Raw genomic sequence first — 15,365 nt, forward strand, 5'->3', positions numbered from 1 at the left:
AGAGGTGGCATTATGCTTAACACAAACAAATATCGAGAATTAGTAAGAGCGTTCAACGTTATTCTTCATTATAACAATGCTATTGCTACTAATCTCGTCGTAGAAAAAGGTTCTTACAAGGATCATATAGTTATCTCATTTGATAAAAACATGGATAAAGAGGAATGCATGGACTATCTGAGTAAGTTGAAAGAAAGTATAGTAAATACGTATTATGGAGAATATGAAATAGATGAGAGATATGATGTGGCTGGATTGTCTTTTGATATGAATTCTTTTCCTTTTAAATGTGATAAAAAGTTTCTAGAAAAAGATATAAGGGGGAAATATAAATTTTCAATACCAATAGATAATAAGGTGGTTTTTAATTTAAAATGTTTGCTAGCCAATGATTGTGTATATAGTAGAAAGAACTATTTAGTAGCAGAAGATCCAGATTCTATGGACAAGCATTGGGGGGAGGAGGTAGAAGTTAAGGATAGAAAAAATTACCTATATGCTATACGTTTTGATTCCTCTGGTAGCGAATTACAAGACTATTTTAAAGATTTATTGTTAAAAGATATCGGAGAGTATAGGAAGTCTCCTGAGGAAGCTTTAGAAATCAAGGGTAATGATATATATATAAAGTCAAACGTTTTTGATGAGATTGAGTTCATTAACAATATTGTAAGAAACACCTCAATGAGTGATTATCGTGCTTTTGAAGTTTCAAATAGTGATGATCTACCTTCTGTAGACAGAAAATTTTCGCTAGTTGATTTATTTCACAAAGCAGGCACGTCAGTTAATACTATAATGCGTGTCCCTTGCTCTGATGCAATTCGCCCTAAATTTGTGACGAAAGGAGAAAAGTCGATTTTAATCCCTGGTTCTAATTATGGTAGTGATAAGCTTATAGTTTTAAAAAGAGAAGAGGCTGATCATCTTAATAAGATATTTGGTATGGATGTATTAAATAATATGGAAGATTATATTGACGATGATACGCGATCAGATCTAAAGCTTACTGGTGAAGGAATATATGCAATAGATTGTGCTAATCGAAACATTACTTACTGTGTGATGGATAAGATCATAGAGAGCTCTGTAATCAATAAGGATTATAAACTGTCTATTGATCCTGCACGTGTGCAAGCTATGCAGTCACCAACACAAACTATTGCCCCTTCTGAAGAAAAAGCAGGGACGGATGGACCAAGTGCAGATAGTGGTTTTGGTGATTCACCTAAGAATTCAGTTATAGGTAAATCACATGCTAAAAACTCAAGCAAATTCCTTAGGCCCGACTACTATGGTGAAGGTAAAGGTGGGGATGATGCTTCGGCTAAAGATAGTGGCCTTGGCCCTTCTTCAGCACGATCTTCTTTTAATAAGCCCAAAACAACATTTAACCAACCTTCTATATCACAGCCTGACCAATGTTCTGCAAAAAAGCAGACATCAACTAATAAAAAATCAATTTGTTGTATTTTATAGCTAAAGGAAATTAGGCTATTCAAAGATGAATTGTGAATGAAAGTTTATTTGCCAAGGTAGAGCTGCCTTGGCCTACAAATCTTGGTTTCTTTATCGTTTACCATTTCATACCACTGGGCAACCCAACCAGTGGTTCTTGCAAGTGCAAAAATGGGTGTAAACATACTTGAAGGGATACCGATAGCATTCATTATTATACCTGAATAAAAATCAACATTTGGATACAACTTACGTGTAATAAAATACTCATCCTTTAAAGCTATTTCTTCAAGTTTTTTTGCAATTTCAAGTAATTCATTGTTTTGCTCTAGTTTGCTTAAAATCTCATGACAAGCATCCTTTAATATAAGCGCGCGCGGATCATAGTTTTTATAAACACGATGTCCAAATCCCATTAGCTTAAATGGATCTTTATCATCTTTAGCTTTCTCAATGAATCTATCTACATCTCCACTTTGCTCTATCTCTTTTAGCATATTTATAACTGCCTCATTAGCTCCACCGTGTGCTGGACCCCAAAGTGTAGCAACTCCTGCAGACAGGCTTGCAAATAGATTAGAACCAGCTGACCCTACCAATCTGACAGCTGCTGTAGAAGCATTCTGTTCATGATCAGCATGGAGAGTAAATATTTTATCCAGAGCTTTTACAAAAAGGGTATTATTAACAGCACTGCCAAATATCATATTTAAGAAATTCTCACTATAACTTAATTTATTATTAGCATTTGTGAATTCCTGATTGTTGATATGTCTATAAATCATTGCAACAATTGCAGGAACTTGTGCTATTGCAGAAATTCCAAAATCTAAATCTTCACCATTGACATTGTTGCCATGTGTTTCATGGTAAGATGCTGACAAATTTGCAAAACATGCAACTAAAATCGACATAGGGTGAGCAGTTTTTGGAAATGCTTTGATTACATTTGTAACTTGCTCTGATACTTTGGATGATTCTTGTATTTTGAGAAGAAATTTTTTGTGTTGCTCTGAACTGGGTAGTTCACCATAGAGCAATAAATAAATCACAGCAGTAAAACTATTATTCTCTGCCAAATCAGCTATATCATGTCCCCTATACTTAAGAACTCCTTCATCTCCATCAATGAATGTAATTGTGGAAGAGCATGAAGCTGTGGAAACAAACCCCGGATCATAAGTGAATAATCCTGTCGTCTTATATAAATCCTTAATATTTAACACGTCAGGACCTACTGTTCCACTTAATACGGGCAGATCAATTTTTGACCCATTACTTAGTTCCAATAATGCTTTTTTATCCATCACTTGAGCTACTTAATTTTATACAGAATATACAAACTGAAAAGTATATATTAATACAGTTAACTTTACATTAACCGTATTAAGCGGTCATCAATGCTTTTACTTTTGCATTTAAGCGACTTATTTTACGTGCAGCAGTATTCCTATGAATGACACCTTTATTTACACATTTGTGTAAATTGGATTCAGCATTCCGAAATGCCAAGACAACATTCTCTTTGTCACCAGACTTGATTATATCAACTAATCTTCTAATAGCAGTACGAGTTTTGCTTTTTCGCATCTTATTTACTAAAGTACGCTTTGCTATTACCTTCATCATTTTTTTAGCACTCTTATGATTTGCCATATATTAATACCTGTACTTTTCTTTTAATTATAAAGTTTTTTTGTTAATTTGCAATATCAGTTTTTTCTGCAATTAATCTACTACTTCTTTCTTCAATGATTTTTTCTAAACTTTGCAAGAATTCATTTTTGTTTAACCCAGGATATATGGGAGGTAATATTTCTATTACCGCCTTTCCGGGATTCTTTCTCAGAGAAAGTATGCTTTTTGGCCAAAACAAACCAGTGTTTAAAGCAATCGGTAACACAGGAACAGATAATACGCTATATAAAGCAGCAATACCCGATTGATATTTTATATTTTGGTTTATAGTCGTTCTTGTGCCTTCAGGAAATATTATTATGCTTCTATTTTCTTTTATATGCATTTTTGCTAGTTTAATTATATGGCGTATAGAACTGATACCATCTGAACGGTTAATAAAAATCATTTTCAGCGCTATAAGATGTAAACCAATGAATGGAATCCATTTCAATTCACGTTTTAAAATAAAAACTGCTTTTCTAAAGAGTAGTATAAAAATAAATGTTTCAAATGGAGATTGGTGTTTAGATGCAATTATAAAAGGTTGCTTAGGAATGTTTTCCATTCCCCTCACTTCATATTTAATGCCACATAATAAACGCAACATGAATAATACAACTCTCACCGAGCAAACAAGGAAAATGGTTATTACACACTCAGGAAAGAAAATTACAGGGAGAGTAATTAAAGTATAGAATACTTCCCATAATATAAGGAGTAAATTAAACAATAAACTTGCAATCACAAACACACGTAAACTTATTTGAATTTAACTTTACTACAAAACTAAAAGCAATAAGTTTAATTATTGATCATCTGAGTAATAGGATGAGAATCAGCTAATTTGTCCTTTAACTTTTCATTAGCAATATGAGTATATATTTGTGTTGTAGAAAGATTAGTATGGCCAAGAATTTTTTGTATCAGCACAATATTTGCTCCGCTATTCAGTAGATGGGTAGCAAGAGAATGCCTAATCACATGTGGAGAGATTTTATTTTCATCAATATCGCACTTTCTTGCTAATTCCTTTATTAATTGACCAACTCTTTGCCTTGTAATGGGTTTATTAGGTTTATCACCTGGGAATAGCCAATCAGATTTTTTGTTGTTAGGAAGCAGATTGTCACGAATTGATAAATAATTTTTAAGACTTTGCAATGCTTGCTCATTAAAAAGGATTTGCCTTTCTCTGCTACTTTTTCCCTTTATTATTATATAGCCTTCTTTACCATTACCGTTTACTAAATGTAATACTTCACATAACTTCATATTAATTAGTTCAGAAACACGCATCCCGGAAGAGTAAAGAATATCTAAAATTGCACATAGCCTTTTACTGCTTATCTCTTTATTCGATCCGCTTGCTGATTTTTTTACTGTTTCCATGAGCAAAAATATTTCTTGAACACTTAAATACTTAGGCAAAGGACGGGAAACCTTTGGATTTCTTAATTCATTATCATTAGCCGGTGCTGGATTAAAATCTATTATTCCATCATTAAATAGGCACTTATAGAAATTTTTGATAGCAGATATTTTTCTTGATATAGAACTAGTTTTATATTTCTTTTGTGTACGTAAAAAGTTTACATAATCTTTAATATTAGCTTTACTTGCACCAACTAAGGTAGTGCCTCCTTCTAATAAAAATTTTTCAAGTTGGTGTAAATCTGAACGATAACTTTCCAAAGTATTTTGTGTAGAGGATTTTTCAGAAACCAAAGCATCTATGTAATACGTGATGTAAAGATTCTCTTTTTTATTTTGTGGTTGTTTATTTTTCATTATCAGCTCCTATATTTATTTCTTTGACTATAATTTGATTGAAAGTATTTTTTGTGTTTTTTATAAGAAAATATGAGATAAACAAAGCATTTATCAATAAAGTAAGTACTACAAACCTTTGTTTTAACCTTTTTTTTAAATTTGATCTTATTTTTACCATATTTCAATTATCACATTGAGTCTATAAAAAACATCCTGTAAAGTAAGTTTTACTATCGTATAAAATTTCCCTTAGCTATGTCTGTTTATTCTTATTATATCATAGTATTTATTATAATTTTAACATAAAGAAATAGTGATTTCAACTTCATTATTGTATGGGTATTAATAAATTTTTAATATATTTAATAAATACCTTACAAAAAAAGGAATCAATTGGCACTTTTTTTTAATAAAGTGTTAATAAAAGGAATGGTTACATTTGATCCTATAGATTCATTATCTATTTTTTCTATAACTTTATTAATGCTGTGGAAAGAACGTTCTATTCTTGCTAGAATATAATCAATTACCTTTAGATCAATTTTTAACTGTTTATCTGAAAATTGTTTTATTAGCATAATTCTTAATAATTCTTCGCTTGCAGGTAAAATTTTTACGCTGATAGTTGATAATATTCGCGAGCTTAAATCTTTTAGTTTGAAGTTAAGCTTTTTCGGTAAAATCGAAGAAGTAATTAGCAGTCTCTTATCATTTTCTTTCATGTAATTATAACAATGTAACAACATTTCCTCATCTTTAATGTTTTGTACATCTTCTAAAATAAACGCATCGCTGTACCTCATTTCGCTTACAAAATTATTTACATCAATGAAAATAGCATCGTTTTTTGATTGCCAGATATGAGCAAGGTGAGTTTTCCCAGAGCTGTTAGGTCCAAAAAGAATCAGGCATTTCCAAGATAAATCATTAACTATTGAGTTATATACGTGCTTATTTTCATCTAAGGTGATATAATTTTGCCAACAATAATCAACTTGATTATTGTTAAATAAATTTAATTGCACGTAAAGCCTCTTACATTACTACTTTTTGATAATAATTTTTGCATAAAAATTTACTTGGTCAGGTAAGGAAGCAGTATTACTACTACCCCCTCCCTTAGAAACGCAGCATGCAGGTTTCCCCACACTACGCTTGAGCCCCTTATCTAAGTTCTTCTTTTCTAGAACCGGCTTGTCCTTCATGATTCCTCAGGAAACATCATTCTTAATGGTGACACCAACAGTAGAGAACCTTCTCTTGAAAAGGAGCTTGCTAACATTCTTGTTCGTTTCACTCTCTCATCAAAATACTTTTTCCATTTTAAGTCAAGGGGATTTGCATCCGCTCTGATTTTAACATGTCGTCTGATAGGTATATCAATCAGCTTAAGCAGTCTTAAATACCGTATCTCTTTTGGTTTGTTCTTGCATATGGGTGCAGCAAAAACCCATTGGCGTTGACCCATTACTTTGAAGTAACGATTCTTTATCCAACGTAATCCTTTACGAGGATGTCTTTTCTTTGCCCATTTCCATAAACTATGCCAAATTTCATTGTCGATCTTTCTAAACGCTTTTTTAGCACACACATGGTGATAGTAATTTCCCCATCCTCTCAGTAGAGAGTTGAGTGACTTAATTACTATAGCCTGAGTGTTCGCTATATTTGCTTTTATCAATGTACGTGCTTTATTAAGAAGTCTTTTAATACTTTCTTTCGAAGGTTTAATAATTAACTTCTTATTATATCTACGTACATTACAACCAAGAAAGTCAAACCCTGTTGTAATAGATGTAATCTTTGTCTTCTCTTCTGACAGAATTAAACCTCGCTCATGAAGAAAAGATGATACTAAAGGCTTAACTTCCTTTTCCAGTACTTCATGTGTGAAACCTGAAATAATAAGGAGAGTAGACCGGCGGAGCTTCCCCACCAGTCTCTCGCAGAACTGCACGGAAACCTCTCGGCTTATACAGCTCCCATTATTTAGCCTTTTGATCCTAACCCAAGTGTCCAATGATAGAAAATACTTGGAGACCTCTTTCTCACTTTTCCTAGAAATTGCTTTGCTAGTCTTCCGTGATCACGAAGTTTCTTATATTTTGTCCTGACCCATCTTATGAGGTATCTCTCTATATTTCTAAGAGATGGATACATCTCTGATTTATAAAACCTGCCATAGTACTGAAACCAGCCTCTGACTATTGGATCTATCTTCTTCGATATTTCCTCTAGTGTGGTCCATGTAATCCGATGTATTCTCCATGACTTTATGGTTTTCTTGATCTTCTTCTTGGCTTTGTTACTAATTGCAGGTAGAAATGAGATGAAATAATTCCTCATCTTATTCTTTGCTACTCTAGGTCTAAAAGTATAACCTAGAAAATCAAAGCTTTGTTTAGGAAATTGTTCTTTTCTATCATCATCCTTACTGTACACAATCTGTGTCTTTTCAGGATGTAACTTCAATTTACACTTAGCCAATCTTTCTTCAATCATTACTTTCATAAATCCTGCCTGTCTTTTAGTTCTGCAGTGCACTATCGCATCATCTACATATCTTTCAAATGGTACTGTTGGATAATTTTGTTTCATCCACATATCAAACGCATGGTGCATAAATATGCTTGAAATGATTGGGCTTATTGAACCTCCTTGCGGAACTCCTTTATCCCTTGTTACCCTACTGCCATCTGCTTTCTGAATGGGGGCTTTCATCCACCTCTCAACATACAGTATGACCCATTTGCAGTCTGTGTGTTTCTTGATAGCCTGCAGTGCTAAATCGTGGTCCAGATTGTCGAAAAATCCAGATATATCAAGATCTACCGTCCAATCATTTTTCCAACATCTCTTCCGTGCTGTGTATACCGCATCCAGCGCAGACTTATTTGGTCTATAACCATATGAATCTTCGTGAAATTTCGGTTCTACTAACGGCTCAAGATACATTGTAGCTGCTGTTTGCGCTATTCTGTCGAATACTGAAGGCACACATAAAATTCTTTGCCCTCCTGTATCTTTTGGTATCGCAACAGCTTTTACCGGCTCTGGAAAATAACTTCCGGATGACATCCGATTCCATAATTTGTATAGATTATCCTTTAGATTTTCTTCAAACTTTGTTATCGAGACCTCATCTACACCTGCTGCACCTTTATTTTTCGATACTTGTTTATAAGCTCTCCAAATAAGTTGCTTCGGTATATCAAAAGACTTTGTTTTATTCATTAACTCCTCCCTTTCGGTTGATAAATAATTAAAACTAAATAACTTAGCCCCTTCACTCCATTTCCATTACAGAAACTTCTTCGCTACTACGAGCTAATCCGCCCCTGTTTTTCGCATCGGTACTCTCATCCTCAGAGATCAGCTCTTTGGACTTCTCCCTTTTCATCGAAACGACAGGTTCCCGTAGTTCCATGCAATAGCCTAAAATAGATTCACGCCACTTTTATGCCGGACGCCACCTACCCAGTAAACAAGCTCCCAGTAGATTCATCCCAGGTTAACGACTACCCCCTGGTTTTGACGTCGTCTCTACGCTTTCGACACTTCATCAGTGGTTCACTTGCGTTCGTCTCTCTATTTCATGCATGACACATAATTGTGCCTTTTCCATAACGCTCACTACCTTAGCTCTTTACCAAAGCAGCTTATGGCTGTTTGAAGCCTGCTCTTGCAAACCGGCTCAGAGGGGCCCTCCCTCATCTACTGCACAGCTTCAACACTTTCCGTGTTTCTACGGCGCACAGTCGTCTGCGTACCTGATTACATTCACTCCACTTCTGATTTTTCCTCTTCTTTTGCTACCTAATTTACCAAAGCGACTTTCTAATAACTGTTCAAGACCATCTAAGGTAAAGTTAGCTAGTATTGGAGAAATTATACTTCCTTGCGGAGTGCCAGCAGTTGTGGGATACAGAGTTTTCGATTCTAGGAAACCAGCTTTTAACCATCTATGAAGAATTTTCTTCTCCATAGGAATATGCTTCATAAGCCATTCATGGTTAATGTTGTCAAAGCACCCTTTGATATCACCTTCTAGTATCCATTGTGGTCGATTGCGTCTTGCCAGTAATAAGTGACAAGCAGCAATAGCATCCGCGCAGGATCTTTTAGGTCTAAAGCCATAGGAGTGACGGTCGCTGATCGTTTAAGATACTGGCTCCAGGGCAAACAGATATAATGCTTGCATGGCTCTATCTTTTATTGTTGGTATTCCAAGAGGTCTTCTTTTGCCATTAGATTTACTGATATAAATCCGTTTTAGCGGAGAAGGTTTATATCCTCTTTGCTTTAACTGCTTTATTCCTTGAAATTTAGCATTGCAAGTTGACCATAGTTGACGATCTACACCCGCTGTGTTTTTTCCTTGGTTTTCAGTTACTCTCTTAACAGCCAAAGCTTTTCCGCTAAAAGAGGGTGTGAGAAGATGTTGTAAAGCTTTTACCTTACCCCATCTTCCTTCTTGGACAGCCTTAACAATACGCCTCTGTAGCCTCATAACAACTTTTTGGCATTTCTTCCAGGATAACTGGTTCCATGCTTCGGAATTGTTGGTAAGTGCACTTACAGTTTTACTTGTAATCATCTGCTTTCCTACCTTAAGTGGTTAACAAAGTTTCTTGTCACGAAGGACCAAATGGAAGTCTGCTCGTTTTCACGCGAATTAATGTTACAAATTCTATCCATTTCATTACAAACTGGCATTCGCTTTCTCCATTCTCCTTTACCTGCACCTTCATCAGCATTCCTTGCGGTTTGCTTGCCATATAGGCGAAAATACAGGCTTACCCTGTTCCTTCTATCATACAACAGTGGGTTAGGTGGCTTCTCTATATCGGTGGAGTTATTATTTGCGTACATCCAGAAATGAAGAATGTAACTTATCCACATTACCTTTTGGTCAGAGCTTATCAGCATCTTTAGCTCTTTCGTAATTACGATACTTATGAAACTTCACTTACGTTCACCATACCACTAAGCCTAGCCCTCCAACCACATGATGCTTGCAGTTTATGCCCCTCTCACGATTGAGCATCTTCTTTTTCAAGAGGAGGTTCATTGTCCGCATCGCTTGGCACCAACCGGTTGCCCGATTCGCACTGATGCGTAGACTCAGACGGCAAAACATCTGGTTTAATAAGTTTTAGAATCCTTTCAGTTTCTTTCTGAATGAATTCCTCTCCTTTTAAACAATATGACCGAAGATTTTCAGGTCGCACCATCTCTCAAATGTATCAGAGATCCTTTTTTTATCGTGAACTAATTAGCCATTTTTATAAAGCTCACTTTCAAAATATTTATTGACTGCATATTCTACTAATACACTGAACATTGCTATTATTGGAATAAAAAATAATATACCTATAAATCCAAAATATGAGGTGCATATGACAACTCCTAAAATAATGATAGTTGGATGTATATGAACTTTTTTTCCTATTAATAAAGGCACTAATATGCTTGAATCTATTAATTGACCAACACTAAATAATAGCAAGACAGCAGCACTTTCAAACCATCCACTAAATTGAGTAATGGCGCTCAAAAATCCGATAATAGTGTATAATAATGGCCCTATATAGGGTATAAATGTTAATATTCCTGATAAAATTCCAATAGCTACAGAATGCTTCAGCCCAATTATGCTAAGGCCCACGGAGTAAAAGATCATCATGATTATACATACGTTTAACTGTCCCCTTAGGTAATTAGATATAATGAAATCTACTTTGGAAAAATAACCTGCAGCTTTTTCTCTGTAAAGAATGGGAATTAGTTTATTAGCCTTTTCTACAATTGCAGGCCAATCACGTAATACATAAAAAAACACCACAAGCGTAATAGCTATTAATGATACCATGTAAATCAAATTAAAGCTTGAATTTAGCACTTGAATTATAAGATTACTGCCCATGCTAAGAGCATTTATAAAATAAGATATATAATCACTGTAATTTTCTACTAGATTTTTAGACAAATGATCAAATAAACTATCTTCAGTTTTTATATTAAGAAATTCTAGCACAGAAGGAATCACTTTAAGCTTTAATGAAGGTATCTTATTTACTAAGAAATTTAATATTAAAGTAATTTGAAAATATATAATAGGTAAAACAAATGTAATAACTAATATAAAAGCTATCAATAAGGCAAGTGTTATAAAAACTACAGAACATGAACGCGGTATTCTATATTTTTCAAACTTGGTTACTAGCGGGTTAAATAGATGTGCAACAAAAACAGATATTAGACACGGAACAATCATAGGACGCATCAAAAATAATGCCCCTATTATGAAAAGCAGTACACAACAAATAGTTATATGACGTTTTTGCATGTGTTTAGAATAGTTAATTTACCGAAAAATATAAAGTTTTTTGTAAGTACTACCTATTCATTATTTTATTAGGCATGAGATCAGCCAAATTTTCACTCAATTGCCAACTAGATAAAACTCCGTTATGCGGGTTATCTGTAAAGCCTCTCAGATTAACGATCTTAATCGAATTTCTATTTAACAATAGATCATCTACTGCCTTTGCCAATTGTGCAGGATATGGTATTAAGGTGTCTCTTTCATGATTAATGACTACTATTGGTATATTATCATTTTGTAGCTTTTGTATATTGCTTACTATATCAAAATCTAAATTTAGGACCTTAAGCATCTTTTTCAATAAGCATGAGGGCAGTACACTTAAAATTTTTGCTTGAGGAATTGGAAAATGCTTTATTGCATTATGAAAAGAGCTGAAAGTGCTAGTAAAAATAACGCCTCCAAGTTTAATATTTTTGTCTGTAAAATATTTTAATACTTCTGATGCAACTGCTCCCCCAAAAGAATGGCCGAAAAGTATTATATTTTCCGATTTCACACCCTTCTCCATTAATTCATTGATTTTTTCTATTGAAGACTTAGATAAGCTTTGATTCTTATTTATAAATGGAATCATGAGTGGTGGTACAGATAAAAAGGTACAAGTTAAAGCTGCTAAGATGGCTAAACTTGCTGTACTAGATGTCATTGGATTAGTAAGTAATATTAAAGTTGGTAATAGTATTGATGTTCCTAAAAACAAGAAACTAGCTATTGCGTAAGTTATATAGTTTTGAAATGCAATTGGGTATTTATGTGCATGAGTGTGAAAATTAGACCTATGGAGATATGTAGATCTATCTTGTATATACCTGGCCGCATTCTTATAATTATCACCTATTCCATGAAAAAATATAAGATGTATCTCATTTTCTTTATTATACTTAGCAACGTGTATTATTTTCCTCTAGCATATATTACACCTAGTAAAAGAATATTCTTTTTTGAGAATTGGATCAACTTTTTTAAAATGCTAGATAACTTGTATTAACACCGAAAATGGTAAGCATGTACACTAACAGACTTGAGGAATACAAGATAGCAGCATTAATAGTTGCAGCAGGAGTAGGCAGTAGATGCAATGCCAAAATCCCTAAACAGTATATAAAATTGGCAGGTAAGTCTGTTTTATTTCACACAATTAGGAAATTCTTAGCTAATCAGTACATAAGTTACATAAGAGTGGTAGTGAATGAAAGTCAAAAAGATTTCTATAAAGAAGTTACGTCATCAACTATAGATACTAAATTGCTGAGTCCAGTATGTGGAGGAAAAAGCAGGCAGAGTTCAGTTAAACTTGGACTGGAGAGTTTGCAAAAGATCAATCCAGATTTTGTTATTATACATGACGCTTGTAGGCCTTTTGTATCAAATATTCTAATAAACAACTTGATTGAATCTATGATTAATGGTCAATATACAGGAGTAGTTCCAGCAATAGAAGTCGAGGATACTATATCGTTGGTGAGTAATAATTTCATTGAATCTACGATTTCAAGAGAAAAACTTAGAGCCATGCAAACTCCTCAAATTTTTAATTTCAGAGAATTATTATCGTGCCATCAATCAGTCAAAGAATTTACTGATGATTCATCACTAATGGTAGAGCATAAAAAACATGTTGCGATTATTGAAGGTGAGAAAAAGAATTTTAAGTTAACTACAAAAGAGGATATCAATATGGCAAAACTTCTCTTTGGAGAGCCAAAATTCCGTGTCGGAACCAGTTATGATATACATAAATTTGTTAAAATTCAAAATGATGCTAAGAGCTTTATAAAAATTTGCGGTGTGGAAATTGAGCATAATATGGCAATAGAGGCACATTCCGATGGTGATGTTGCAATACATGCAATCGTTGATGCAATACTCGGAGCACTAGGATGTGGCGATATAGGAGAACATTTTCCTCCTAATTCCTCTAAATGGAAGGATTGCAATTCATCTCATTTTCTTGACTTTGCTGCTAAAAAAGCACAGGAAAAAGGATATAGCGTGTCTAATTTAGATATTACTATAGTTTGTGAAGAGCCTAAAATATCGCCTTACAAAGCAGGAATGAAGGAATTCATATCAAAAATATTAGAAATTAATGGTGAATTCGTAAATATCAAAGCAACCACAGCGGAAAAATTAGGTTCTATTGGAAGAAATGAGGGAATAGCAACGTATGCTTCTGTGCTATTGCGTGCAAATTTTTATTGAAGGTAGAAACGAAATAACTTACTTGACAAACTCCACCATTTCACTTCCATTGCAAGGAAAGTGGGAAGGTTTGTCAAGAAATTTCTATGAGCTACTTTCGACATTAATAGCTGATTCAAGTCTTCTATTCAAAATTTTCAATATAAAATCCAATTCATTTGAGTTGTTATAACGTATCATGACTTTACCCTTAGAATTACTGTCATTAATTTTGATCTTTAAACCAAGCTGAGAAGATATAGCTCCTTCTAATACTGCCATATCTTGATTTTTAGTACACTTATGCTCTTTTCGGTCGTTATTTTGTTGTAAGTCTTTTATCAATTTTTCAGTTCGCCTAACGCTCAGGCCCTGAGAAACTATTCTTTCTGCAATACTTTCCGCATTTTCAACATTAATCAATGCTCTTGCATGACCCATAGACAATTTTTTCTCGTTGATCATTGTTTTTACTCCATTAGGGAGTGACAGCATTCGTATCATATTGGTTATGTGACTGCGGCTTTTACCTAAAGTTAAGGCTAATTCTTCGTGTGTATAGGAGAATTCATCTATTAGTTTTCTGTACGCCTCACCTTCTTCTATTGGATTAATATCTTGCCTCTGTATGTTTTCAATTATCGATACTTCTAAGCATTCCTTGTCATTTAAATCTTTTATGATAACCGGCACACTATCAAGATTTATGACCTTACTTGCTCGCCAACGACGTTCCCCTGCTACTATTTCATAACCTTCATTACTTGGATCTTTGCGCACCACAACAGGTTGTATTATACCATTTTTCTCTATCGAACCTGCAAGTTCTTTTAATGACTCCTCATCAAAATATTTTCTCGGCTGAAATTTGCTCGGGTGTAGTAATGAAATAGGTAACCGATCTTCTTTATTACCATAATTATCGCCTATGAGGCCAGCAAGACCTCTACCTAAGCGCCTATTGTCCTTCACGCTGCACCCTCACTTATCAGCTTTTTCTCTTTACAGATGCTCATGTGTTTCTTTAAAATTTCTTTTGCCAAACTTATATATGCTTGTGCACCAGGACACTTAAGATCATATACAATAGCAGGTTTTCCATGAGAAGGCGCTTCTGATAACCGTACATTACGTGGAATAATGGTCTCATACAAGGGGATAATAGTTTTATATACTTTATCATTTAAATATTGGCAAATATCATTTTTAATCTGCTCACTAAGTTTGTTGCGTCTGTCATACATTGTGAGCAATATTCCTTCTATTAACAGGAAAGGGTTTAGGTTATTTCTTTTTATCAGCTCTACAGTCTTAACTAAATGGCTCAATCCTTCCAGAGCGAAAAATTCACACTGAAGAGGAACAATAATCGAGTCAGCAGCGGTCAGAGCATTGATAGTAAGCAGACCAAGTGATGGAGGACAATCGATAATTATGTACTCATAATTATTACGTACTTTCTCTAGCGTATCTTTTAGTACGAATTTTCCCTGCTCAAGTTGTGATAGCTCAATTTCTGCAGCTGATAAGTCAACCACTGATGAAATCAGCGATAGATTTGGAATTTCCTTTATATTGAAAATTGCCGATTCCACCAATTCACTTTCGCTGCTCAGCAGTATTTTATATATACTTTTTTCTTCCCTGCTACGATAAGAAATCCCAAGTCCTGTACTAGCATTTCCTTGAGGGTCAAGATCTACCAGTAAAGTACTTTTTCCCACAGCAGCAAAGGCTGTTGATAAATTTATACTAGTTGTAGTTTTACCAACTCCACCCTTTTGATTTACTATTGCAATGATCTTGCTCACGCCTTTTATCTTATGTATAAAATAACTCTATTGTATATATGCAAGAAATTTTTGCATTAGAAAAATTTTTTTGT

Annotated in this window: 17 protein-coding genes; 2 read left to right on the top strand and 15 right to left on the bottom strand. The window is 34.2% G+C overall.

Annotation, left to right across the window (positions count from 1 at the left end; all coding sequences use genetic code 11):
- Nucleotides 1–12: 12 nt before the first annotated feature.
- Nucleotides 13–1,479 (top strand): hypothetical protein, encoded by a 1,467-nt coding sequence (locus ACQ4M0_RS04545; protein WP_438456304.1) that lies wholly within the window; start codon nucleotides 13–15, stop codon nucleotides 1,477–1,479.
- Nucleotides 1,480–1,523: 44 nt separating this feature from the next.
- On the opposite strand, the gene ACQ4M0_RS04550 is transcribed toward ACQ4M0_RS04545, so the two are convergent.
- From ACQ4M0_RS04550 to ACQ4M0_RS04610, 13 genes are all read right to left on the bottom strand, one after another.
- The gene (locus tag ACQ4M0_RS04550; protein ID WP_007302370.1) at nucleotides 1,524–2,765 is read right to left on the bottom strand and encodes a citrate synthase; all 1,242 of its coding nucleotides are present in this window, start codon (nucleotides 2,763–2,765) and stop codon (nucleotides 1,524–1,526) included.
- 79 nt (nucleotides 2,766–2,844) lie between these two features.
- On the bottom strand, nucleotides 2,845–3,114 hold the full coding sequence (rpsT, locus tag ACQ4M0_RS04555; RefSeq protein ID WP_007302369.1) for a 30S ribosomal protein S20: 270 nt from the start codon (nucleotides 3,112–3,114) through the stop codon (nucleotides 2,845–2,847).
- A gap of 43 nt (nucleotides 3,115–3,157) precedes the next feature.
- Nucleotides 3,158–3,745 (bottom strand): lysophospholipid acyltransferase family protein, encoded by a 588-nt coding sequence (locus ACQ4M0_RS04560; RefSeq protein ID WP_019236824.1) that lies wholly within the window; start codon nucleotides 3,743–3,745, stop codon nucleotides 3,158–3,160.
- Between the two features lie 194 nt (nucleotides 3,746–3,939).
- Nucleotides 3,940–4,926, bottom strand: coding sequence for a site-specific tyrosine recombinase (locus ACQ4M0_RS04565; protein ID WP_007302367.1), 987 nt, complete (start codon nucleotides 4,924–4,926; stop codon nucleotides 3,940–3,942).
- 371 nt (nucleotides 4,927–5,297) lie between these two features.
- Nucleotides 5,298–5,933 carry an HdaA/DnaA family protein gene (locus ACQ4M0_RS04570; protein ID WP_007302365.1) on the bottom strand — a complete coding sequence of 212 codons (636 nt, stop codon included), beginning with the start codon at nucleotides 5,931–5,933 and terminating at the stop codon, nucleotides 5,298–5,300.
- Nucleotides 5,934–5,951: 18 nt separating this feature from the next.
- Nucleotides 5,952–6,113 carry a hypothetical protein gene (locus ACQ4M0_RS04575; protein WP_012481963.1) on the bottom strand — a complete coding sequence of 54 codons (162 nt, stop codon included), beginning with the start codon at nucleotides 6,111–6,113 and terminating at the stop codon, nucleotides 5,952–5,954.
- Nucleotides 6,110–6,844 carry a group II intron maturase-specific domain-containing protein gene (locus ACQ4M0_RS04580; protein WP_265025203.1) on the bottom strand — a complete coding sequence of 245 codons (735 nt, stop codon included), beginning with the start codon at nucleotides 6,842–6,844 and terminating at the stop codon, nucleotides 6,110–6,112. Before ACQ4M0_RS04580 ends, ACQ4M0_RS04575 begins: the two co-directional genes overlap by 4 nt.
- A 53-nt stretch (nucleotides 6,845–6,897) precedes the next feature.
- On the bottom strand, nucleotides 6,898–8,142 hold the full coding sequence (gene ltrA / locus ACQ4M0_RS04585) for a group II intron reverse transcriptase/maturase (RefSeq protein WP_438456305.1): 1,245 nt from the start codon (nucleotides 8,140–8,142) through the stop codon (nucleotides 6,898–6,900).
- Between the two features lie 511 nt (nucleotides 8,143–8,653).
- Nucleotides 8,654–9,064 (bottom strand): reverse transcriptase domain-containing protein, encoded by a 411-nt coding sequence (locus ACQ4M0_RS04590; RefSeq protein ID WP_347879130.1) that lies wholly within the window; start codon nucleotides 9,062–9,064, stop codon nucleotides 8,654–8,656.
- 3 nt (nucleotides 9,065–9,067) lie between these two features.
- Nucleotides 9,068–9,505 carry a reverse transcriptase N-terminal domain-containing protein gene (locus tag ACQ4M0_RS04595; protein WP_284143182.1) on the bottom strand — a complete coding sequence of 146 codons (438 nt, stop codon included), beginning with the start codon at nucleotides 9,503–9,505 and terminating at the stop codon, nucleotides 9,068–9,070.
- An 8-nt stretch (nucleotides 9,506–9,513) separates the two neighbouring features.
- Complete coding sequence (locus tag ACQ4M0_RS04600; protein WP_438456306.1) at nucleotides 9,514–9,810, bottom strand: hypothetical protein; 297 nt, start codon at nucleotides 9,808–9,810, stop codon at nucleotides 9,514–9,516.
- A gap of 373 nt (nucleotides 9,811–10,183) precedes the next feature.
- Nucleotides 10,184–11,257, bottom strand: coding sequence for an AI-2E family transporter (locus ACQ4M0_RS04605; RefSeq protein ID WP_213863752.1), 1,074 nt, complete (start codon nucleotides 11,255–11,257; stop codon nucleotides 10,184–10,186).
- 49 nt (nucleotides 11,258–11,306) lie between these two features.
- A complete protein-coding gene (locus ACQ4M0_RS04610) occupies nucleotides 11,307–12,194 on the bottom strand; it encodes an alpha/beta hydrolase family protein (RefSeq protein WP_418089957.1) in 888 nt (295 codons plus the stop codon).
- 101 nt (nucleotides 12,195–12,295) lie between these two features.
- Between ACQ4M0_RS04610 and ispD the strand changes: the two genes are divergently transcribed.
- On the top strand, nucleotides 12,296–13,501 hold the full coding sequence (ispD, locus tag ACQ4M0_RS04615) for a 2-C-methyl-D-erythritol 4-phosphate cytidylyltransferase (RefSeq protein ID WP_052264975.1): 1,206 nt from the start codon (nucleotides 12,296–12,298) through the stop codon (nucleotides 13,499–13,501).
- Nucleotides 13,502–13,585: 84 nt separating this feature from the next.
- On the opposite strand, the gene ACQ4M0_RS04620 is transcribed toward ispD, so the two are convergent.
- Both ACQ4M0_RS04620 and ACQ4M0_RS04625 read right to left on the bottom strand, forming a co-directional pair.
- The gene (locus ACQ4M0_RS04620; protein ID WP_213863753.1) at nucleotides 13,586–14,452 is read right to left on the bottom strand and encodes a ParB/RepB/Spo0J family partition protein; all 867 of its coding nucleotides are present in this window, start codon (nucleotides 14,450–14,452) and stop codon (nucleotides 13,586–13,588) included.
- Entirely contained in the window at nucleotides 14,449–15,291 is an 843-nt protein-coding gene (locus ACQ4M0_RS04625) for a ParA family protein (protein WP_438456307.1), read from the bottom strand. Before ACQ4M0_RS04625 ends, ACQ4M0_RS04620 begins: the two co-directional genes overlap by 4 nt.
- Nucleotides 15,292–15,365 lie beyond the last annotated feature (74 nt).

The sequence above is a fragment of the Wolbachia endosymbiont of Kerria lacca genome (assembly GCF_051602725.1).
In the GTDB taxonomy this organism is placed as follows: Bacteria; Pseudomonadota; Alphaproteobacteria; order Rickettsiales; family Anaplasmataceae; genus Wolbachia.

Coding starts and splice junctions, on each gene's coding strand:
- ACQ4M0_RS04545 (WP_438456304.1), top strand. CDS start 13: ATGCTTAACACAAACAAATATCGAGAATTAGTAAGAGCGTTCAACGTT.
- ACQ4M0_RS04550 (WP_007302370.1), bottom strand. CDS start 2,765: ATGGATAAAAAAGCATTATTGGAACTAAGTAATGGGTCAAAAATTGAT.
- rpsT (WP_007302369.1), bottom strand. CDS start 3,114: ATGGCAAATCATAAGAGTGCTAAAAAAATGATGAAGGTAATAGCAAAG.
- ACQ4M0_RS04560 (WP_019236824.1), bottom strand. CDS start 3,745: ATGTTGCGTTTATTATGTGGCATTAAATATGAAGTGAGGGGAATGGAA.
- ACQ4M0_RS04565 (WP_007302367.1), bottom strand. CDS start 4,926: ATGAAAAATAAACAACCACAAAATAAAAAAGAGAATCTTTACATCACG.
- ACQ4M0_RS04575 (WP_012481963.1), bottom strand. CDS start 6,113: ATGAAGGACAAGCCGGTTCTAGAAAAGAAGAACTTAGATAAGGGGCTC.
- ltrA (WP_438456305.1), bottom strand. CDS start 8,142: ATGAATAAAACAAAGTCTTTTGATATACCGAAGCAACTTATTTGGAGA.
- ACQ4M0_RS04595 (WP_284143182.1), bottom strand. CDS start 9,505: ATGATTACAAGTAAAACTGTAAGTGCACTTACCAACAATTCCGAAGCA.
- ACQ4M0_RS04600 (WP_438456306.1), bottom strand. CDS start 9,810: ATGTGGATAAGTTACATTCTTCATTTCTGGATGTACGCAAATAATAAC.
- ACQ4M0_RS04605 (WP_213863752.1), bottom strand. CDS start 11,257: ATGCAAAAACGTCATATAACTATTTGTTGTGTACTGCTTTTCATAATA.
- ispD (WP_052264975.1), top strand. CDS start 12,296: ATGGTAAGCATGTACACTAACAGACTTGAGGAATACAAGATAGCAGCA.